Annotated in this window: 18 protein-coding genes and 4 pseudogenes; 20 read left to right on the top strand and 2 right to left on the bottom strand. The window is 34.2% G+C overall.

Going from position 1 to position 21,304, the window contains the following annotated elements; translation table 11 throughout:
• The first annotated feature begins 58 nt into the window (after window positions 1-58).
• The 16 genes and pseudogenes from COI44_RS09360 to COI44_RS09295 all read left to right on the top strand — a co-directional run bounded on the left by COI44_RS09360 (window position 59) and on the right by COI44_RS09295 (window position 14,666).
• Window positions 59-1,198, top strand: a complete 1,140-nt coding sequence (locus COI44_RS09360; RefSeq protein WP_098427691.1) for a CaiB/BaiF CoA transferase family protein — start codon at window positions 59-61, stop codon at window positions 1,196-1,198.
• A 239-nt stretch (window positions 1,199-1,437) separates the two neighbouring features.
• Window positions 1,438-1,590: a hypothetical protein gene (locus tag COI44_RS24095; protein ID WP_176522528.1), complete on the top strand. Its 153-nt coding sequence runs from the start codon at window positions 1,438-1,440 to the stop codon at window positions 1,588-1,590.
• 67 nt (window positions 1,591-1,657) lie between these two features.
• Window positions 1,658-2,104 carry an acetyl-CoA carboxylase biotin carboxyl carrier protein gene (locus COI44_RS09355; RefSeq protein WP_097976126.1) on the top strand — a complete coding sequence of 149 codons (447 nt, stop codon included), beginning with the start codon at window positions 1,658-1,660 and terminating at the stop codon, window positions 2,102-2,104.
• Window positions 2,104-3,456 (top strand): acetyl-CoA carboxylase biotin carboxylase subunit, encoded by a 1,353-nt coding sequence (gene accC / locus COI44_RS09350; RefSeq protein WP_098427690.1) that lies wholly within the window; start codon window positions 2,104-2,106, stop codon window positions 3,454-3,456. The genes COI44_RS09355 and accC overlap by 1 nt, the downstream gene beginning before the upstream one ends.
• 36 nt (window positions 3,457-3,492) lie before the next feature.
• A complete protein-coding gene (gene accB, locus COI44_RS09345) occupies window positions 3,493-4,020 on the top strand; it encodes an acetyl-CoA carboxylase biotin carboxyl carrier protein (protein WP_098427689.1) in 528 nt (175 codons plus the stop codon).
• Window positions 4,021-4,106: 86 nt separating this feature from the next.
• Window positions 4,107-4,400, top strand: a pseudogene (locus tag COI44_RS09340) (cobalamin-dependent protein); the annotation flags it as partial.
• Between the two features lie 97 nt (window positions 4,401-4,497).
• On the top strand, window positions 4,498-6,015 hold the full coding sequence (locus tag COI44_RS09335; RefSeq protein WP_098427953.1) for an acyl-CoA carboxylase subunit beta: 1,518 nt from the start codon (window positions 4,498-4,500) through the stop codon (window positions 6,013-6,015).
• A gap of 228 nt (window positions 6,016-6,243) precedes the next feature.
• Complete coding sequence (locus COI44_RS09330; protein WP_098427688.1) at window positions 6,244-7,515, top strand: MFS transporter; 1,272 nt, start codon at window positions 6,244-6,246, stop codon at window positions 7,513-7,515.
• A 134-nt stretch (window positions 7,516-7,649) separates the two neighbouring features.
• Entirely contained in the window at window positions 7,650-8,039 is a 390-nt protein-coding gene (locus tag COI44_RS09325) for a YidH family protein (protein ID WP_098427687.1), read from the top strand.
• A 90-nt stretch (window positions 8,040-8,129) separates the two neighbouring features.
• Window positions 8,130-9,533, top strand: coding sequence for an aldehyde dehydrogenase (locus COI44_RS09320; RefSeq protein WP_286163843.1), 1,404 nt, complete (start codon window positions 8,130-8,132; stop codon window positions 9,531-9,533).
• Window positions 9,534-10,189: 656 nt separating this feature from the next.
• Window positions 10,190-10,384, top strand: a complete 195-nt coding sequence (locus COI44_RS09315) for a hypothetical protein (RefSeq protein WP_098427686.1) — start codon at window positions 10,190-10,192, stop codon at window positions 10,382-10,384.
• Window positions 10,385-11,028: 644 nt separating this feature from the next.
• Entirely contained in the window at window positions 11,029-11,805 is a 777-nt protein-coding gene (bioW, locus tag COI44_RS09310) for a 6-carboxyhexanoate--CoA ligase (RefSeq protein WP_098427685.1), read from the top strand.
• Window positions 11,795-11,884, top strand: a pseudogene (locus COI44_RS24590) (hypothetical protein); the annotation flags it as partial. The gene bioW and the pseudogene COI44_RS24590, both read left to right, overlap by 11 nt.
• A 25-nt stretch (window positions 11,885-11,909) precedes the next feature.
• Window positions 11,910-13,082 (top strand): 8-amino-7-oxononanoate synthase, encoded by a 1,173-nt coding sequence (gene bioF / locus COI44_RS09305; RefSeq protein ID WP_098427684.1) that lies wholly within the window; start codon window positions 11,910-11,912, stop codon window positions 13,080-13,082.
• 71 nt (window positions 13,083-13,153) lie between these two features.
• Window positions 13,154-13,374 (top strand): annotated as a pseudogene (locus tag COI44_RS09300) (biotin synthase BioB); the annotation flags it as partial.
• Between the two features lie 92 nt (window positions 13,375-13,466).
• Window positions 13,467-14,666 (top strand): cytochrome P450, encoded by a 1,200-nt coding sequence (locus COI44_RS09295; protein WP_098427683.1) that lies wholly within the window; start codon window positions 13,467-13,469, stop codon window positions 14,664-14,666.
• A 668-nt stretch (window positions 14,667-15,334) separates the two neighbouring features.
• On the opposite strand, the pseudogene COI44_RS09290 reads toward COI44_RS09295, so the two are convergent.
• A pseudogene (locus COI44_RS09290) lies at window positions 15,335-15,547 on the bottom strand (IS110 family transposase); the annotation flags it as partial.
• 1,140 nt (window positions 15,548-16,687) lie between these two features.
• Here COI44_RS09290 and COI44_RS09285 point away from each other — a divergent pair.
• Window positions 16,688-17,020, top strand: a complete 333-nt coding sequence (locus COI44_RS09285; RefSeq protein ID WP_098427682.1) for a metallophosphoesterase — start codon at window positions 16,688-16,690, stop codon at window positions 17,018-17,020.
• Window positions 17,021-17,334: 314 nt separating this feature from the next.
• On the opposite strand, the gene COI44_RS09280 is transcribed toward COI44_RS09285, so the two are convergent.
• On the bottom strand, window positions 17,335-18,204 hold the full coding sequence (locus tag COI44_RS09280) for a LysR family transcriptional regulator (RefSeq protein WP_098427681.1): 870 nt from the start codon (window positions 18,202-18,204) through the stop codon (window positions 17,335-17,337).
• 122 nt (window positions 18,205-18,326) lie between these two features.
• Here COI44_RS09280 and COI44_RS09275 point away from each other — a divergent pair, with 122 nt between their 5' ends.
• From COI44_RS09275 to cidR, 3 genes are all read left to right on the top strand, one after another.
• Window positions 18,327-19,589: a benzoate/H(+) symporter BenE family transporter gene (locus tag COI44_RS09275; protein ID WP_179887060.1), complete on the top strand. Its 1,263-nt coding sequence runs from the start codon at window positions 18,327-18,329 to the stop codon at window positions 19,587-19,589.
• 433 nt (window positions 19,590-20,022) lie between these two features.
• The gene (locus tag COI44_RS24835; protein WP_218926921.1) at window positions 20,023-20,106 is read left to right on the top strand and encodes a DUF2750 domain-containing protein; all 84 of its coding nucleotides are present in this window, start codon (window positions 20,023-20,025) and stop codon (window positions 20,104-20,106) included.
• A 157-nt stretch (window positions 20,107-20,263) separates the two neighbouring features.
• Entirely contained in the window at window positions 20,264-21,160 is an 897-nt protein-coding gene (gene cidR, locus COI44_RS09265) for a cidABC operon transcriptional activator CidR (protein ID WP_098427679.1), read from the top strand.
• The last annotated feature ends 144 nt before the right edge of the window (window positions 21,161-21,304 follow it).

Raw genomic sequence — 21,304 nt, 5'->3', positions numbered from 1 at the left:
TATTTTTTACATAGAAAACACTCATTTTTAGCAAATGTGTAAGAAAAGGAGACTACATATGAGCCTATTAAATGGATTAAAAATATTGGATTTTTCCACTTTACTTCCCGGACCATATGCGACGATGATGCTGGCTGACCTTGGCGCAGAGGTTTTACGTGTGGAATCACCTACGAGGCCAGATTTAGTACGTGAAGGGTTTCCTCGAGACGGTAATGATTCGGTGGCACATGGCTATTTAAATCGCTCTAAGAAGTCAGTTGCTTTGGATTTGAAAAAGGAAGAATCCATTGAAACCGTAAAAAAATTAATAGAAGAATATGACATCGTTATGGAGCAATTCCGTCCAGGTGTAATGGAGCGACTAGGTTTGGGATATGAAGAATTAAAGAGGATTAATCCCAAATTAATATACTGTTCTATTACCGGATTTGGACAAACAGGTCCTTATCGAAATCGTGCTGGGCACGATAATAATTATTTATCCATTTCCGGGATTGCAAGCTATTCTGGTCGTCGAAATATAGGACCAACGCCTGCAGGGGTACAAATAGCAGATGTTGCTGGAGGATCATTACACAGTATTATTGGCATATTATCTGCTGTTATTTATCGAAATCGAACAGGTGAAGGACAATGGCTAGATATTAGTATGACAGATTGCAGCTTTGCATTAAATGCGTTAGCTGGTGCTGATTGTTTAATGGGTGGAATTACTCCTAAATTAGAAAGTACGATACTTAATGGCGGAATGTTTTATGATTACTATGAGACGAATGATGGTCGCTATTTTTCGGTAGGTAGTATCGAACCGCAATTTAGGAAACTACTTTGTGAAGGAATTGAAAGAGAAGATTTGATTGAGCTAAGTTTCAGTTTGAAATCAGAGGATATCATTGCGTTTAAGGAAGAAGTAAGGGCCGCCTTTCTCACAAAAACTTTTAACGAATGGAAGGCAATTTTTGAAGATTTAGATGCCTGTGTTGAACCAGTTCTTTCAGTTAAAGAAGCAAGTGAACATCTACAGATTATTGATCGAAAAATGATCGTAGATGTTCCAAGACCGAATGGAGGGTATCAGAAACAGATTGCTTGCCCAATAAAATCAACTGTTTTTACACCTATTTATAAGCATGTTGGAGTTCCGCTAGGTGTTCATACAAAGGAAACAATTAATAATCTAAATCTAGTAAAATAGAAAATTATTCTCGGAAAAAATAAACTGTCCATTTTTCACTCAACATGTGTAAATAAATGGACAGTTCTTTTTAAACTAACCAACTTCTTACCATGTTGTGAACATACAAAATCTTAATAACATATAGCGACAATTTAAAACTTTATTTCAGTATTACAAAAGTTTTCGGGCTAACCAAAAATATTACAAGAAAGCGTCTGGCCTATCACTAAAAAAAATGTGAAAAGTGGGGTGATCTAATGATATTGAGAAGAGTGATTGAAATGGTAAAAAATCAGAACATCAACATACTATATTCAGGTGAGAATATTAAAGATTTTATTGATTTTGCATTAGAAGATCCAAATTTAAAAATGCACGATGATGACTTTGAAAAAAATGAAATTGTTTAATCTTGTTCTCAGCATTACTTTCTATTTAAAACGATAAAACCAAATCTATACTGGAGTGCATTCAGATATGAAGATATTAGAAATTAGAGAAATTTTGAGATTAATTGATCAATCTACACTAAATGAACTTGAGATAAAAAATAAGGATCACAGAATTTTAATAAAAAAAGATTCAATGTCAAACTTACATAGTGAACCAGTGGAAAGACTTCCAATACAAACTGACCCCACTAGTTCATTACCCAATGTATTCGTAACAGAAGATGTGGAAAGTACAGAGCTACATATTATCCAATCGCAATTTATTGGTACATTTCAACCGAATGTTAAAGTTGGTGATCTAGTAAATGAAAATAAATTGATAGCCCAATGTAGAGTTGGTGGACTGAATATATCTCATGATATCTATTCAGATATTAATGGTGAAATTGTTGAAGTCCTTTATGATATTGGGGATCTAATTGATTATGGACAACCTCTATTTAAGATTTCTGGCAAAAAGGGGGATATGTAATGTTTAAAAAAATATTGATTGCTAATCGAGGAGAAATAGCTGTACGAGTAATCAGAGCCTGTAAAGAGATGGGGATTGCAACTGTTGCTGTATTTTCTGATGCTGACCGTGAAGCTTTACATGTTCATATCGCCGATGAAGCCTACTGTATAGGCCCAACTGCATCTAGTGAGAGCTACTTAAATATAACAAATATATTAAGTATCGCATTACTAACAAATGCAGATGCGATTCACCCTGGATACGGCTTTTTGGCTGAGAATGCAAATTTTGCGGAAATATGCTCCGCATGTAATCTAACGTTTATTGGACCTAATCCAGAAGCAATCAATAAAATGGGGGCTAAATCCGTAGCTCGAGATACGATGAAGGACGCTAGTGTACCAACTGTTCCTGGATCAGATGGAGTTATACATGATATTGAAGAAGCCCATAAAATTGCAAGTGAAATTGGTTTTCCGGTCATTGTAAAAGCAAGTGCTGGAGGCGGTGGCAAAGGAATGAGAGTCGTTGAAGATAGTAGTCATTTAAGCAAAGCGATCCAACAAGCTCAAAATGAGGCTGAAACTTCATTTGGAAACTCTGATGTATATATCGAAAAATATATTGAAGAACCACGTCATGTGGAAATCCAGATAATTGGGGATAAGATGGGAAAAGTCGTTTATTTAGGAGAACGAGATTGTTCGATTCAAAGGCGTCATCAAAAATTAGTAGAAGAAGCGCCTTCACCTGCATTAAAAGAAGACCTGCGTCAAGAAATGGGAAATGCAGCTATTACTGCAGCAAAAGCGGTTCGATACCATGGGGTAGGAACAGTAGAGTTTTTATTAGATAAACACGGTCAATTCTTTTTTATGGAAATGAATACTCGCATTCAGGTAGAACATCCTGTCACAGAAATGATTACAGGTATCGATCTAATAAAGGAACAAATTATGGTAGCAGCAGGATATTCTTTATCATTTGATCAAAGTGATGTAACGATCAATGGCTGGTCAATTGAATGCCGAATTAATGCCGAAAATCCTTCAAAGAATTTCATGCCTTCAGCAGGGAAAATTGAAATGTATCTTCCACCAGGAGGTTACGGCGTAAGGGTAGACAGTGCAGTATATCCTGGTTATGAAATTTCTCCATTTTATGATTCAATGGTTGCGAAAATTATTGTATGGGGAAAAGATCGAGATGAAGCAATTCAACGAATGAAAAGAGCATTAGATGAGATGGTTATAACAGGTGTGCATACTACGGTACCTTTCCATCAAAGATTATTTGAGAATGAATTATTTGTAAATGGCGAATTTAACACAAAATTCCTTGAAACGAATCCAGAATTATTATCAAAATAAATCCGAAAATCAGTAGAAGAGGAGTGAGAGAGAAATATGTATAAAATTCATGAAATTAGAGAAATCATCAAGCTTGTTGATGAATCATCAATCCAACATATAGAAATAGAGAATGGTGAATCTAAGGTATCTATAAAAAGAAATAATAGCTTAATTCTAGGGAATGATCGTAGTCTATCATCTCAATCTATCAATTCAAAAATAGAAGTACTACCTGAAAGAGAAGGAAGTAATGACCACAAACCAACTATACAATTTCATAAAGGTGAAGTTGAAAGTGTTGAAAAAAAGGTTTTGCCAAACGAAGTATCTTCAGAAAACCATACGAAAATCATTTCTCCGATGGTAGGGACGTTTTATGCAGCACCAGCTGAAGGTGAACCATCATATGTTCATAAAGGTGATCAAGTTGATGAATCAACTGTTGTTTGTATATTAGAGGCAATGAAATTGTTTAATGAAATCGAAGCAGAAATAAAAGGTGAAATTGTAGAAATACTTGTTAAAAATGGTCAATTAGTTGAATTTGGGCAACCCCTCTTTTTAGTGAAACAAACTTCATAGTTGAAGGGAAAAAGGTGAAATTGGAAGAGATGTCAATTAAATTATCAGAAAATAAAAAAGATTATAACATCTAGTTGTTTAGTGACTTTTCAAAAACTGAGGAAACTGCACTTCAAGCTATGGAAAATGATGTACATGTTATCGGAATGAGTTCTTTAGCTGGGGGATATAAAACGCTGCTTCCACAATTAATGGAAGAGTTAAGAAAATTAGGTCATGAAGATATTGTCATTATTGTTGGAGGAGATATCCCTGCCGGGGACTATGAGTTTTTATTGAATAACGGAGCTGCAGCCATCTTTGGACCAGGTACAGTGATTCCAGTCGCTGCCCAAAAAGTAATTGAAGAGATTAATCGACGGCTTGAGGATGCGAATTAATAAAGCAAGTTTTAACCGAATTGAGCCAGCATCTAACGTTTCAAGAATAGGGGTTGAATAATTAGTGACTACTGCGTATGAGAAAATAAATGATTTAATGGATCGAAAAAGGAAAATTGAACTAGGCGGGGGAGATGAACGAATAAGCTCTCAACATAACCGCGGTAAATTAACTGCAAGAGAGCGAATAAATTTACTTTTAGATGAGGATACATTTGTTGAATTAAATCCATTTATTAAACATCGAGCAACAAACTTTGGTATGGACAAAGTTGAAAGTCCTGGTGAGGGGGTTGTGACGGGTTACGGGAAAATCCATGGACGGCTTATCTATGTTTTTGCGCAGGACTTTACAGTTTTTGGAGGAGCCTTAGGCGAAATGCACGCTATTAAAATAGCAAAAATTATGGATTTAGCTGCAAAAGTCGGTGCTCCAATTATCGGGTTAAATGATTCAGGAGGAGCTAGAATACAAGAAGGTGTCGTATCGTTAGACGGTTATGGACATATTTTTTATCGAAATTCTATTTATTCTGGAGTAATCCCACAAATTTCAGTCATCATGGGACCATGTGCGGGCGGTGCAGTTTATTCACCTGCGATTACTGATTTTGTTTTTATGGTCGAAAAAACAAGTCAAATGTTTATAACTGGACCTAAAGTGATCGAAACAATAACAGGGGAAAAAATTTCGACTGAAAATCTTGGAGGTGCTACAGTTCATTCAGCCATTAGTGGTTGTGCACATTTTACTGATGAATCAGAGCCAGAAATACTTGAACAAGTACGAAGATTAATTAGTTTCTTACCTCAAAATAGTAATGAAAAACCAGAAAGGGTGCCTTTTTTTGAGCATGATGATTGGCGTGAAGCTTTAATAGATTTAGTGCCACTTCAAACAACGAAAGTTTATGATGTTCGTAAAGTTTTAGAGCAAGTGCTTGATCATGGCGATTTTATGGAAGTACAATCAAATTTCGCAAAAAATATCGTTATTGGTTTTGGGCGAATTGCTGGAAATAGTGTAGGAGTAATCGCGAATCAACCAAAGGTTATGGCAGGAGGTCTTGATATTAACTCTTCTGATAAGCTATCAAGATTCATTCGATTCTGTGATTCTTTTAATATACCTCTCATTACATTTGAAGATGTTACTGGATTTTTTCCTGGAGTTAATCAAGAACACGGTGGAATCATTCGTCATGGAGCTAAAATTTTATATGCTTATTCGGAAGCTACTGTACCAAAAATAACAGTTATTCTTCGAAAAGCTTATGGAGGAGCATATGTAGCGATGAATTCGAAGTCGATTGGTGCAGACGTTGTATACGCTTGGCCAAATGCAGAGATTGCTGTAATGGGACCAGAGGGTGCAGCTAATATTATATTTGCGAAAGAAATTAATCAAAGTAGTGATCCAACGTCTACAAGATCGGAGAAGATTTCAGAATATCGTGATATGTTTGCAAATCCTTATGTTGCTGCTTCACATGGTATGGTTGATGACATTATTGATCCTAGAGATACACGGAAAGTCCTTAAACAAACTTTAGAAATGCTTAGTACAAAAGATGAAATAAGACCAAAGAAAAAGCACGGAAATATGCCTTTATAAGAGTTATAGATTAAAAGAAATAAAAATTTATAGGAGAAAATACGATGAATGTACAAACAAAAGGCTTTAAGGTACTTACTCGTAAGCATGGTTTTAGATGGATTTGATCCTTATCCAAATATTGTAATTCGGTACAAAAAAGGATTGTGCAGGTGTCTTTTCCAAGGGTAAGTTTGCTAAATTTTTATCTTAATGAAGAGATAGATTTGATGAGAGGCAGGAGTTTGGATGAAAAGTTGGGCGAAATGGATTATTTTATTTTCACTTTTTATTATGGCTATTATTAATTTTGCTGATAAATCAATTGTAGGTTTAGCTGGAATAAATATTACCAAGGATTTGAACTTAACCTCCACCGAGTTTGGTATTGTAGGTAGCAGTTTCTTTTGGTTATTTTCAATATTTGGAATAATAGGTGGTTCTTTATCGGATCGTTTTGGTACTGGAAAATCACTGGCTATTATGGCAATTGTTTGGACAGTCGCGCAATCTATGGCATTGTTTGCATCAAGTCTACCTCTTCTTATATTGAGTAGAGTTTTATTAGGTGCAGGAGAAAGCGCATTTCTTGCAACCGCAATTAGTCATATAAGTAAATGGTTTAAACCAGAATCACGTGGATTTGCAATATCAATCATTAATTTTGGAAATGTTGTTGGGATAGCTGTTACAGCTCCTATAATCGTTTTACTAATATCAAATTTTGGTTGGAGACAAGCATTTTTTATTACTGGTATTTTTAGCTTTGTCTGGTTCATCTGTTGGCTTTGGTTAGGAAGAATGAAACCAACTGTTTCGTTTGAAGAAGAAGTTAGTGAGATGGAAAACAAAAGAGGGAATAATCGGAAAGATATTTGGAAAGCTTTACGATCTCCTATTTTTATTTTTACAACTTTAATTGCATTTATTGCCTATTCGTTCATTGTCTTTGGACTTACTTTTAATCCTTCGTATCTAATAAAAGTAAAGGGGTTATCTGAACAACAGTCAGCAACAGTTATTGCTATTTCTGGATTAATTGGAGCTATTTTAGCAATTGTATTATCCGTAATTTCAGATCGTTTATACAAAAAAACAGAAAGCTTATGGAAGGCACGGACCCTATTTACTGGCATTTGTGTTTTACTAGCAGGGATTTTGTACTCACTTTATCCACTTTTGAGCGGAGTGGGTTCAATAATCATCGTACTTTCTTTAGTAAATACACTAGTTGTCACTGTAAACACACTAAATCCTGCTGTAGTAGTTAGCTTACTCCCACAGCGAAGAGGAGTTATGGCAGGAACTTATTTTGGAATAATGACTTCATCGGGTATTATTACGCCAATTATTTTTGGAAAACTTATCCAAGATTCTAATGCAAATCCAGCAGGTGGATATAAAATAGCAATTTATGGGATTGCAATTTCACTGGTAATTACTGCGATGTTAATATTCCTTTTCGGACGTCGAAATCAACAAGTTTCAACAGTCAATAGTAATAAACTAGTGAAGCTTTAATGAAAGTCGAAAAGAAGAATCCATGGTATCTCTAAAAGGGATTACAATAAGCTGTTTTTACTAGTTTACTATTTTAAATTGTTCAGGGTATGAAAGGTTACTTTGATGAAAGATTTAAATACAGAGGTATGAGTATGAATAATGCGTTAGAAAAGCAGAAAGAAACAATTGATTCTAAATATATACAACAGCATTTAGCAAATGAAAGAACTTATCTTGCTTGGGTAAGAACAAGTATAACAATTTTGGGAGTAGGCTTTTTAATCACTAATCTTCATTTTACTACTCTAGCTTCTAATGCAAAATTTGGAGATACATTATCAAAGATAATAGGATTATCTTCAATAATTGTTGGAATATTTGCTTTAATCATTTCAACGATCAGTTATTTTATCAAGGGAAATGATATTAATAATCAAACGTTTAAATACTCAAGGATATTGGTTGTTTATTTATCGGTGGCCACAATTCTAATCTTTATTATTTTTGGTGCTTATTATTTAGATGTTTGGGGATTGTTTTAAACTTCTAAATCTTTATGAAGGCTTTGAATCAAATTGTGTTGAAAACATAGTGTCTTAAATATTTCAATGCGATAAAAGGAGAGTTATAATTTGGAACAATTAGTAGGAAATCCATTGGATATTTCATTACGATATGCTTCAATCGTTTCATCACAGCAAGCTTATTTTCAAACTGGTAAAACAAGATCTTATGAATTTCGAATGACGCAATTAAATAAACTATACAAAGTAATATCTGAAAATGAAAAACTTATTTTAGAAGCAGTTAAAAAGGATTTAAATAAGAGCGTATTTGAAGGCTATTTCGGGGATATTGCATTAATACTTAGCGAAATCTCTTTTGTTAAGAAGCATTTAAAAAAGTGGATGAAGCCTTCAAGTGTTCGAACGCCAATAACTCACTTTGGAAGTAAAGGTAAAATTTATCATGAAGCTTATGGTGTAAACTTAATCATTTCACCGTGGAATTATCCATTCCAATTAACTTTTATACCACTTATTGGTGCAATAGCTGGAGGGAACACAGCAGTTGTAAAGCCTTCAGAACTTACACCAAACTCGTCTGCTCTTATTACTAGATTAATAAGAGAGACATTTTCAAGTGATTATATTACTTGTATAGAAGGTGGGGTTGAAGAAAGTACAGCTCTTTTAAATGAGAGATTTGACCACATATTCTTTACAGGTAGTGTTCAGGTTGGAAGAATTGTTATGCAATCTGCAAGTAAACATTTAACGCCTGTGACTCTTGAACTTGGTGGAAAGAGTCCAACCATTGTCGATTCAAGTGCGAACATTAAGAGTGCTGCTCGTAGGATTGCTTGGGGGAAATTTTTAAACGCCGGTCAGACATGTATTGCACCTGATTATATCTACGTGCACAAAACAATTGAAGAAAAATTTCTTGAAGCCTTAAAAGAAGAGGTTGAAAGATTATATACAAAAAATCCTCTAACTTATAGTGAATATACACATGTAGTTAATAATCGCCATTTCGCAAGATTGAAAAAAATATTAGAAGGCCCTACAGTCTACCATGGAGGAAAAACAGATGAAAATACATTAGCCTTTGAACCTACCATCCTGACAAATGTATCATTCGATCATCCTGTAATGAATGAAGAAATTTTCGGCCCTATTTTACCAGTATTATCGTTTGAATCAATCCGTGAAGTAATAAGTGAAATTAACAATAAACCTAAACCATTAGCACTTTATCTTTTTACCGAAAATAGTTCGGTAAAAGAGCTAATTATAAATAGTGTCTCATTTGGTGGGGGATGTATAAATGATACGTTAATTCATATTACTTCACCTTATTTGCCATTCGGAGGAGTTGGACATAGTGGACATGGATCATACCATGGAATCCATTCATTTAAATGTTTCACACATGACAAAAGTGTTCTAGACCAAACAACTAAATTTGACTTAAGTGTTAGATATCATATTACTAAAGGAGCACTAAAAGTTATTCGAAAACTATTTAAATAGAAAAAAGCCGTTAGTATAAGATTATTATTCAAATATTAGTAGTGATTATTTGAGCAAAAAAGCCAATAAGAAAATGTAAAAAGCATGAATTATAATAATTTCCATGCTTTTTTATATTTTCTTATTAAAAAAAGCACCCTACCTCTTGATTAACCAATTACTAATTCATTGCACAGAAATTGCACAGACTTACTAGAATCAATGTAATTAACAGACAATAATTGCATAAAATTACATTTGCCCCTTGATTTAATGGACGTAATTGACCTAAAATATTCAGTAATACTGAATAATCCGCTCATCCTGTAATTGACAGGGTAGGGTTCGCTGGTTCAAGTCCAGTTGGGATCATACGAATTAGAAGGCTCAAACCTAGGTGTATTAAGGGTTTGGGCTTTTTCTTTGTTTTCAGTTACTTCCATTTTTTGTAATGAATAATATTCATTGCACAAATACTGAGTCCGGATGCATGGATGGTATCGCCCACCGTTTCGACATTCGATAATGACAGCCACTCTCCATCACGGTTGCAAGGACGTTTTGGATCATTCATTGTCGGTGAAAGGATCCATTAGGCACAAATATATCCTTCTATTAAAACTTCTGTTACGTATCGCGCACTTCCAAAAGCACCGGTGGTAAAGTTTACGCTCGAATTGGAGAATACGGGTGAGAAGGATTTCAATGGTTATTTCCAATACCTGCTTGATCCAGACAGTGCAGATGATACAGCTTTTGTTCGAGGAATTACGAATACAAATCCCGGTTTTTTGACTTCAGGATGGATTGGAAATTATATATATGACGGTCCGAAAGCTGCCATCTCCAGCCCTGCTCATGGAATTGCTTAGACAAAGGACTAGCCATCAGGATTAAGTGCCTTTGGATATATCTTCGGAGCATCGTTTGATGCTAGCATGAAAGCGGCGAAAAACGTACTAAACTGGTATCATATTACGGACTATCCTGCCGACAGAAGCAATCCTGCAGCAAATATCGCTAAATGGGCAAATGAACTTGATTCTATTGATCCGGATGCTGCGCATTGAACTGAGCTAGATAATTGAACAAGTAAAATATTAAAAACATTATGAATAAGGAAATATAAAAAAGGAACGTATTTTAAATTAAGAAATCCGTTCCTTTTTTCATAATCTCAAGGAATGTATTGTTAATCTATCAATTTTACGGCAGCTTTGAAATTGCATAGCTGTTTAAGTAATCAAAGGAAATATGATTTTTCAGAAAGGATTGAAATAATATTATTGACAAACTATGTATGTAATTTTAACATTACATTTGTTAACCATATAATAATAATTGGTTAACAAAAAATGATAATCAAAAATTGAATCTTTATGCTTTACGAAAGCTCTATTAGAAAGTGTTCTATAGTTTGCTCATGATGCAAATAACAAAAGAAAGATTTATAAAAAACCCCCGCATTAAATTTATAAGATTATTAAACGATACCAAGGTTTGGAGAGTAATGTGTATGATTGATGAAAACTTATTTAGTGTTAGAATGAGAGCTTCCAAGAATGGGGCACATGAAAATGGTGGTAAACATATATCTGGTGGCGAACTAATTTCAACTTACGACAATTTAAAAAATGCAGTAATTGTCCTATTAGAGAAAGCTTTAACACATTCAAGAGGCAAACCGGACTTTTTTCAGATTCAGTTTGAATTAATTGATGAACCTATCACAAAATTGAGGCCATTACATATTAAGACAAATGAAGTGGGCTCCGTAGAAGAAGGACAAATAATCGCTCAGAGTCTTTTAGAACAAGCAGGTGTTCCAAAAGAGAGCATTAAAAAAGCATACCAACAAATATATGAATATATGAATCTTAGAGGGGCAATCTTGTTTGATATCCGAACTGGAAAACGAATTGATGATTTGAATGAAAAAGGTGTTCGGGTTTCAAGAATGGACTGGGGAACCATGGATTTTGAAAAGTGGGCTGACTTCTACACAATACCTCGAAGTCAAAGAGTGAAGGAGGCGCTTGTTCTTGCAACAAAGGTGAATAGGCATCACTCAACTATCGCAGAATTATGTTGGTCAGATGATCCTGAATACATAACAGGTTATGTTGCAAGTAAAAAGCTGGGCTATCAGAGAATTACGATGTTAAAAAAATATGGTGATGAACGCGGATGCCGAATCTTTTTTGTGGATGGTTCAAGCCATCTACAATCATACATAGACTACTTAGAAAAAAAGCCAATCATCGTTCAATGGGAGGAAGAAAATGCAACATGAGTTAATTGATAAAAATAAAAAACATACTTGGTTACCGTTCACACAAATGAAAGATTATGACGAAAATCCTTCCATCATTGTGGTCACAAATGAGGTGACAAAGGTTGGAGCTTGATGAATGGCTAAACAAACGAATAGTTAATACAAAAGAGTCTGGTTTATATCGAATATTACGAACTATGAATTCGACCCCACTTTCTAATATGTTGATTGGTGGTCAAAGGCAAATTGTATTTTCATCTAATAACTATTTAGGCCTGTCGAATAATCCCAGCTTAGTTCATGCCATAGAAACGAACCTTCATGATTTTGGAGTAGGGAGTAGTGGATCAAGATTAACGACAGGCAATACGGATTGGCATCAAAGGCTTGAGGAGAAACTTGCCTCTTTTAAGCAAACGGAAAAGGCTCTGCTTTTTTCAAGTGGTTATTTGGCAAACGTTGGTGTGTTATCATCTATACCAGAAAAAGGGGATATTATTTTAAGTGATCAATTAAACCATGCAAGTATTATTGATGGATGCCGTCTATCAAATGCGACTACTATTGTTTATAACCATATCGATATGAGTGATCTTGAGGAAAAATTGAAAGGGAGTTCTTCCTGTCAGCGACGTTTTATCATAACAGATGGTGTTTTTAGTATGGATGGGACAATTGCCCCTCTTGATCAGATCATTCCACTTGCAAAAAAATATCATGCCTTCGTCATTGTTGATGATGCGCACGCAACAGGTGTTTTAGGGGAAAATGGTAGAGGAACGAGTGAATATTTCGGAATCCATCCAGATGTGGTCATCGGAACTTTAAGTAAAGCTATTGGGACCGAAGGCGGATTCGTAGCTGGTTCACCAGTTTTAATTGATTTTCTCATAAACCATGCAAGAACCTTTATTTTTCAAACCGCTTTACCGCCGGCAGTCTGTGCAGCTTCTTATGCCGCATTGGAAATAATTGAGGAAAGTTATTCAAAACGCCAGCTGTTATTTTCCAATGTAAAAAAAATAAAAGCTAGATTAATAGAAATGGGATATATCGTGAAGGGAGATTTGACACCGATTATTCCAGTAATTATAGGAGATGCCAAAGAGGCGCTAATTTTTGCAGAAAAGCTACTGGAAAATGGAATTTTTGCTCCTGCGATTCGTCCGCCAACTGTACCAATTGGGGAAAGCCGTATCAGGCTAACTGTCACCTCCGAACATTCCTCGGAAGAAATAAATTATCTGTTGGATTGTTTCTACAGAATAGGAAAAGAGGTAAACATGATAAAATGAACGGTTTATTTGTAACAAGAACTGATACAAATGTTGGCAAAACGACTATATTTAGCGGATTTGCATCGGTTTTAAAAGAGAAAACATTATTTCGCTCTATCAATCAAACCAAAGAAATTCGAATTTCAGGAGGACGCGAAGTTAAACTCCGTTCCTTATAGCCACTAGGTCTATATGCAGCCACTCTATCTTCGTTGGCGATTAGTTAACAACTGCTGGGCAAGAAGAAAATGAGGATTACAAAATGTTACGTGACTTAGGATTTGTAGTGGAATCAGTAGAAGAAATGTAAGCCAGTTTAGCATTAGAAAATTAAAAAGTTTGATAGATTATTCAATTATGCAGCAATCAAAATTGATAGTAATTCTTTTTAGGGAGGCTAACATGAAAACGGAATACCAAGCATTTTCTTTTATTACTAATGAGTTTTTTCAAAACCCTTATCCATTTTATGAGAATCTTCGATCCATGAATTCAATCTATCGGGGAAATCTTTTAAAGTATCCAGGCTGGTATGTGACAGGATATGAAGAAGCAATAACCATTCTCAAAGATTCTCGATTTAAAAATCGCATCCCGTTGCCAGCGACCTCAAAAAAATATGATTTTTTAAAAAACATTCAAAATGACATGATGCTTTTTAAGAATCAATCAGACCATAAGCGGCTGCGTTTCCTAGTTAGTAACGTATTTACACCTAGGATGGTGGAACATCTTCGTCCTTATATTGAAGAAACGGTATACGATTTATTGCAACAGTTTCAAAATCAGAAAACATTGGATATAGTATCCGATTTAGCATTTCCTTTAGCAAGTCTCATTATTGCGAGAATAATAGGGATACCTCAACAGGATATATATCAATTTAAAAAGTGGGCGGAAGTCTTAATTCAAAGTATTGATTTTACCCGTTCAGGAAAGACGTTAGAAAGCGGGAATGCTATTACAATAGTCTTAAGAGATTATTTTAATGAATTGATTAAAAAACGAAAACATAGCCCTGAAGATGATCTTATCAGCAGGTTAACTATGGAAGATCAGCAAGGGGACAGTTTATCAGATGAGGAATTATTAGCAACCTGCATTCTACTTGTTATTGCCGGCCACGAGACAACAGTTAATCTTATAAGCAATTCGGTTTTTACTTTATTAAAACATCCGAATCAAATGATAGAGCTCAAGGAAAACCCAGTTTTAATTGAACAAGCTGTTGAAGAGTGTTTGCGTTATGAGAGTCCAACACAGATGATCGCTCGGGTAGCTACCGAAGATATTGAAATTGATAATGCATCTATAAAAAAAGGGGATCAGATTTATGTCCTAATAGGAGCGGCCAATCGTGATCCGCATAAATTTCATGATCCTCATCTATTCGACATTACCAGGAGTCCTTGTCAACATCTAGCATTTGGATATGGTACTCATTTTTGTTTAGGTTCCTCCTTGGCACGTTTAGAAGCACAAATTGCGATTAAAACACTCCTTAATTGGAAAGAAGTTCATCTGTTAGATTCTACTGAGTTGCAGTGGCGAAGACTTATTGGGTTTAGGTCCTTAAAAGAACTCCGAATAATATTTGACTGAGCAAGAACTTACATAATTGGTTTGGTGACCTCTGAAAGATGGGAAACAAGGGTATATGCAGAAGGAATATAGCTATTGGTGATGTTAGTGTCAGACAATTTTTTCTTATGCACCGAGGAGACAAAGAAAAAGAGGTTTTAGTAGTAGATGCTGGAGATATGACTCCTCACATTCTGCTTTAGTAACTTCAAATTTAACTCTGTGTGTTAATGACGGTTTCATAATTAAAACTGATGAAACACAAGAGGAACGCAGCTGGGCGGATAGATGTAAAATAGTATTAATTAACAATCCAGTTGGTGGATTAAAGAATTAATTGAAAATTAAAAATGTTTTTGACTGAATAATACAGCAATTGAATACTAGGGATCAAAGAATCTACCTTATATATTTGTAGAGAATTTTCCATACGGAATAGCACCGAAATTAGTTGGAGATTTAAAAGAAATAAAAATAGAACTCTAAATGAGCCATTTTTATTAAAGTTTGAAGATAAAAATACTTAAAATAACAATCTATTTCTTGTTGAACTAAACCAGCTAATAGTTTGTCAATAATTTTTCAATAAAAAAATATGTGACTCATGTTATACTATTTTTGACATCCTAAATAATCTTCCACTTACTGAAAAAAATGGGGGATTATGGTAAATGTAAGTGGTTCAGATTTTAAGCCAGATCTTGGAAAGTTGTTTTGCTTTTTAACAGGGCATAAATCCAATGTAATAGTTTGTTTACACAAGCTATAACTGTTGCTCTAAATGGTTTTCCTTCTTCACGCTTTTTATCATAAAATTGTCGCATTCGTTTATTTCGTGGGACGATTTCGTCTCTTGTCTTGGTCTTACGATTATCACGAATTGCACACCGAACCGCCATGAATCGATATATAAAGATGAAGAAATTTTGGAGAAAGCTAAAAATGAATTAGATGAATTAATAAGTTGTTTTTACTCTTTCCAGTTTGCTCTTCAATCTAGTAGAAACGAAAAATAAGTCCGTTGACTCTCTTAAAATATCATATTAATTTTTTTATACACCATAAGCGAGGTGTAAGAGATTATAGACCAGTGAAATCAGCTAGTCTTGTTCTAAGTAATCGTGAACAATTCGATTAATCTAAATTAATGTGAAGCTAATGTTGAGTTATTTTTACGAAATTATCATATGTAGGCTCGTCGCGTCTATTTTATTGGGACTTCTAGCTCTTCCCTTATTCTAAGCATATGATCATGATATTTATATTTTTTCAAGTACACATTTGTTTATTTTGTTGCTATTCAGTTTCAAATTTTATAATGCACCCTATCTCACAATAAACCATTACATTTTCGATTACACAAAAATTGCACAGACTTAATAGAAACAATAGGAATAAAAGAATAACAATGAATAAAATTTCATCGACTGCTTGATTTACTGGACTCTCTTGACATAAAATATTCAATAATACTGAATGCTTTCGGCACTCTGTAATTGACAGGGTAGGGGTCGCTGGTTCAAGTCCAGTTGGGATCATACAAATGAGTAAGCTCAAACCTTAGAGTATCAACGGTTTGGGCTTTTTTCTTGTTTAATTTTTTGGTTTTATTTAATTGAAAATTAAGTAATGTTCACATTTTGTTCACAAGGTTATTATTTTTTAAGGTTATTATAATTTTTTGATAAAAATATCCGGAAATTGAAAATAAATAAAACTATAAACTGATTCATAAATTAATTGAATCTGTCCTTCATTTTCTTACTTAAATGACCATAATACTTTTTTATGCAGATATTTAATAGTACATATTTTCTAAATAAGTTTCTTTATATTTAATTAGAAGGAAAATGATGAAAAAAATGATATATTAGTTTTAGGAATATTTACAATATTGTAACATTTATATTTTATAAAGGTGGTGGACATATGAGAATTATACATATTTCAGACTTTCATATAGATGGAAATAAATTAGAGGATTTAAGAAACTACGTAATTAAACCTTTAATTGCAGATTTAGTAAAAGCAAATAAAGTGATATGATCGCATTTTCGGGAGACTTAGTAGATAAAGGTGGATTAAGTTTCAATAATGACATTGAATTAGCGTTTTATACTTTTCAAGATGAAGTAATTGAACCAATCTTGGATGCGCTAGAATTGTCTCGTTATAATTTTTTCTTTGTTCCTGGAAATCACGATGTTGATCGTAAACTCGATAAAGAAATGCAGGAAATCGGATTACTTAACATATTGAAGAATTCTGAAAAAGTAAATTCATTTATTGATAGTGGAGAAGAAGATGGAATGAAGAGGGTACTTCCATTTGCTGCTAAGGGGGGATGTGCGAATAATCTCGTTTCTAATCATTGATCTAAAATATTAAGAAATCAAAATAAAAGACCTTGCGAAAATAAAAGAATATTTTCGTAAGGTTATTTAATATTTATTCGATTCCATTATGGGTTTTATAATTTATTATTTCCCATACGACAACTTCAAATATACCTCAGTTACTTATGGTACGGTTCTCCGTAACGAATCTAAATGAGGTTATAAAACCATGAATATATTTTATTTTTCATTTAAAGATCTACTTTACCAGAGTCAAAACTAATACCTGTTACATTTTATTTGCCATTTTTCAACGTTGAATTCTTTTACTTTTGAGTAAATAATTTAGGTGTCTAAAAAAGTTTTAAAAATTCTTTTGCTGCTTTTGATAAGTAACTATTCTTCCTCCAAATTACTTTGGGTTCAGATATTAAGGTCTGATCCTTTAGTTGAATGACTCTCAATCCTCCCAATGAATGGAGGGATAATAAAGAGAGCGGTAAGATCGTTGCACCAAACCCCGATGAAACGAGACCAAGTAACATAATTAAATCCTGACATTCGCACAGTATATTTGGTTCTAAATCTAACCGTTGAAATTCATTGACAATTTGTCCATACGCGCCTAAACCATAGTTTGGTCGCAGAAGAATCAATGGCAAATCGATGATTTCCTCTAACCTACATTGTTCTGATCCACTCCACGTCCAGTTTTCAGGCAAAACAAGCACATATGGGTCACTTTCCAATGTCATTTGAGAGATACTTTTTTCTGTTATTGGACTATTTGTTATCGCAATCTCAATCTGACGTTTAGATAACATTTTTATGAGATGAATCGTTTCACCTTCCCATACTTTGAAAGTAAGACCAGGATTTTTCTCACGAATATCTACCACCTTAGAAAGAATTAAAGATGCACAATAAAGATTAGATCCAACAGATAAAATCCCACTGGCGTCTTTCCTCAATTCTTGAACTTCAACCATTGTTTCATCAAGCTTAATTAAAAGTTCTTTTGCTCGAAGAAGTAATCTTTCCCCCTCCAAGGTTAAATTAAGACTTTTGTTATCTCGATCAAATAAAATGACGCCTAGCTCTTCTTCCATTTGTTTGAGTTGTCTGCTCAAAGGGGGTTGAGCAATATTTAATTTCTTTGCAGCGGTCGTGATATTACCTTCTTCTGCTATAGTGACAAAGTATTTTAACTGTCGAATATCCAAGATGAAACCTCCATCATACCCAAATGATATAGTAAAAAGATAAAACAGATATTTTAAGTATTGATAAATTAAGTATACACTAAGATGTAGTGTAATTCATAAGTTGAAGGAGTGTGACTTTGTTGTTCAAAAAAAATACCATACAATTTCCAAAGCTTTTATCGGTTGGGAATATATCGAATGGATTTGTGGCCTGGCTTTTTGGTTCAGCAGGACCATTATTAATTGTTTTACAAGCTGCTGCAAAAGGTCATTTGTCTGGTAGCATAACCAGCTCATGGATTTTCGCCATTTATGGAATGGGGGGACTCCTAACGCTCATGGTCTCCTTATATTATGGGCAACCCATAGGCTATGCCTTTTCAATACCTGGAGCCATTCTTGTCGGCTCAAGCTTAACCCATTATTCTTTCAACCAAGTGGTTGGTGCCTATATTATAACCGGGATCCTTATTTTTCTTTTAGGATTATCTGGCCTTGTTACAAAATTGATGAAGGTTTTGCCTATGCCAGTTATGATGGGGATGGTGTCAGGAGTCTTACTCCCTTTCGGAACTGAAATGATCGGCTCGGTTGTAAAAAATCCTTTACTCAACGGAATCCCGTTACTTGTCTTTCTTGCTCTTTCTTTTTTCTTACGATTTTCAAAAAAGTTTCCGCCTATATTAGGGGCGATCATTGCAGCAATTCTTTGTCTTAAATTTTTGCCGAACGTTTCAGTACAGCCTCTCCATATAAAAATGGGCATTCCCCATTTTGTCATCCCATCATTTAGTTTTTCCGTTGTAGGGGAGCTTGTCATTCCATTACTCTTAACGGTTATTGCCATTCAAAATGCCCAAGGGATTGCTATGTTAGAGACCCATGGCTATCGACCACCGATCAATGCCATGACCAATTGGAGCGGAATCGGTACCATTATAAATGCTTTTTTTGGGGGCCACCCAGCCTGTATTGCAGGTCCCATGACGGGCTTACTTGTTAATAAAGATTCAGGCAAACTTGAACATAGGTATGTCGCTGCTATTGTATTAGGAGTATTATCCTGTCTATTAGCCCTATTCTCTCCAATAGCTTCGCAAATTCCACATGTCATACCTGCCTCATTAATTCAATTACTAGGTGGCGTCGCCATGATTAGTGTACTGGTTGACTCTTTGAAAATGAGTTTCTCTGGTTCATTCAAATCAGGCGCCCTCTTTTCATTTATAATCACAATCTCTGGGATCTCTATTCTCCATATAGGAGCGCCATTCTGGGGTCTAGTTGGGGGTACCTTGGCCACCATATTCTTGGATAAACAAGATTTTTATAAATCCGAATCAAGTGACCAAAACAATGAAACTAACTTGAGTGAAGCTCTTTGCAAGGACAAAATTTCCTAACACCGTTTCTTTAGACCTCGGATACATCTCATGACACAATAAATGACACCTAGACATAGTGCAGTCTAGGTGTCATTTATTTCTTTGTATAGGATATTGTATTTTGGCTGGTTTTTCTTGTTATAGCTTTTTTAAAAGGAAATGGTACATAAATATTCGTAAAGTGAAGAAAATTCATTTAGCACTAAGACGCTAATTCATACTACTATTACGCTTGGGGGGCAATTCTCGGCTCTATTTTTTTATTATGGGTATAACTCAATATGAATAATTTAATGATATTATTAAAGTACTAGTTAGTAAGGAGAAGGGTAATGTCATTTGATTTAAAAATAAATTCTAAAAGAAGATATGAAAAATTTATAGAAAGAGTTTCTGAGAGTAAAATGGTTGGGAGGTATGCGAGTAAAATGAATATGAAGACACAGATGTAATGCCATTTTGGTCAGATGAAGCATATGCACGTCAATGTGCAATTAATGAATGGTCTTATAACAAACCCTCTCAATACCTTTAGATGTGTTTATGAGTAATTGGCTATATGGTTGAAACATTGGCTTCATGGCCTTCAATCATTGTATAAAGGGTCATTTTATTAAAAAAGGATTTACTTTTATCAATTAAAATAGAGTTAAAGAAATTACCTAAATATAGCCACAAGCAGGTGTACAAAATTGGATATCAAACATTTACAATATTTTATTGAGGTGTCTAAATTTAATAGTTTTTCCCGAGCGGCAGACCATTTATTTATTACTCAACCGACAATTAGTAAAATGATTAAGAACCTTGAGACAGAGTTAGGAGTTGCTTTAATTGATCGCTCTAGTAAGCAATTAACATTGACCGATGCAGGGCAAATTATATTAGAGCAAGCAACATTAATTGACAAAGCATTTAATAATTTAAAAACGGAATTGGACAATCTTACAGGATTAAAAAAGGGACATATTCGTATTGGGTTGCCACCAATTTTTAATGCTCATTTTTTTCTAAAGATTGTTGGGAATTTTCATGAAAAGTATCCAGGGATTACGTTTCAATTAGTAGAAGATGGTTCAAAGAAAATAGAAGAAGATGTAGGCAACAAGTTACTTGATGTTGGTATCATTGTTCTTCCTACTAAAAACGACATTTTCGACCATTTTTCTTTTATGGAAGAGGACCTAAAGCTTATCCTTCACCCATCACACCCATTAGCAATAAGAGATGAAGTTGAATTATCAGAATTAGCTAATGAATCTTTTATCTTGTTTAATAAGGACTTTGTTTTAAATGATCGAATTATACTTTCTTGTAACAACGTAGGTTTTAATCCACACATAATATCTGAAAGTTCTCAGCAATCTTTTATTGAAGAAATGGTGGCTTCCAAACTTGGAATTTCACTTTTGCCTGAAAGTATTTGCCATAATTTAAACGAAAATGTTAAATCTGTTAAAGTAACTAATCCTTCAATTAGTTGGAACTTAGGAATTATTTGGGGGAATAATCAGTATTTCTCCTATGCTGCAAAAGAATGGTTGAAGTTCACGATTGAACAACTCAAAAAAGGAATTTTAAAAAACTAATTTATATGACCCATACTCAAAAAGACGGTTCATTTTAATTGAACCGTTTTTTTTTTTTTTTCTAACTATTCAATTATTTATAAACGGCATAATTGAAAGCATTTACATAGATAAAAGTTATAATACTGATGAAAACTAACCATT

Origin of the sequence: Bacillus sp. AFS088145, from assembly GCF_002564465.1 — a bacterium.
Classification (GTDB): Bacteria; Bacillota; Bacilli; order Bacillales; family Bacillaceae_G; genus Gottfriedia.
This window is presented reverse-complemented; position numbering and strand designations above follow the sequence as displayed.

Bases quoted from the DNA above. Each gene is read 5' to 3' on its own strand.
- COI44_RS09360 (WP_098427691.1), top strand. From the start codon at position 59: ATGAGCCTATTAAATGGATTAAAAATATTGGATTTTTCCACTTTACTT.
- COI44_RS24095 (WP_176522528.1), top strand. From the start codon at position 1,438: ATGATATTGAGAAGAGTGATTGAAATGGTAAAAAATCAGAACATCAAC.
- COI44_RS09355 (WP_097976126.1), top strand. From the start codon at position 1,658: ATGAAGATATTAGAAATTAGAGAAATTTTGAGATTAATTGATCAATCT.
- accC (WP_098427690.1), top strand. From the start codon at position 2,104: ATGTTTAAAAAAATATTGATTGCTAATCGAGGAGAAATAGCTGTACGA.
- accB (WP_098427689.1), top strand. From the start codon at position 3,493: ATGTATAAAATTCATGAAATTAGAGAAATCATCAAGCTTGTTGATGAA.
- COI44_RS09335 (WP_098427953.1), top strand. From the start codon at position 4,498: ATGGATCGAAAAAGGAAAATTGAACTAGGCGGGGGAGATGAACGAATA.
- COI44_RS09330 (WP_098427688.1), top strand. From the start codon at position 6,244: ATGAAAAGTTGGGCGAAATGGATTATTTTATTTTCACTTTTTATTATG.
- COI44_RS09325 (WP_098427687.1), top strand. From the start codon at position 7,650: ATGAATAATGCGTTAGAAAAGCAGAAAGAAACAATTGATTCTAAATAT.
- bioW (WP_098427685.1), top strand. From the start codon at position 11,029: ATGATTGATGAAAACTTATTTAGTGTTAGAATGAGAGCTTCCAAGAAT.
- COI44_RS09295 (WP_098427683.1), top strand. From the start codon at position 13,467: ATGAAAACGGAATACCAAGCATTTTCTTTTATTACTAATGAGTTTTTT.
- COI44_RS09285 (WP_098427682.1), top strand. From the start codon at position 16,688: ATGATCGCATTTTCGGGAGACTTAGTAGATAAAGGTGGATTAAGTTTC.
- COI44_RS24835 (WP_218926921.1), top strand. From the start codon at position 20,023: ATGCCATTTTGGTCAGATGAAGCATATGCACGTCAATGTGCAATTAAT.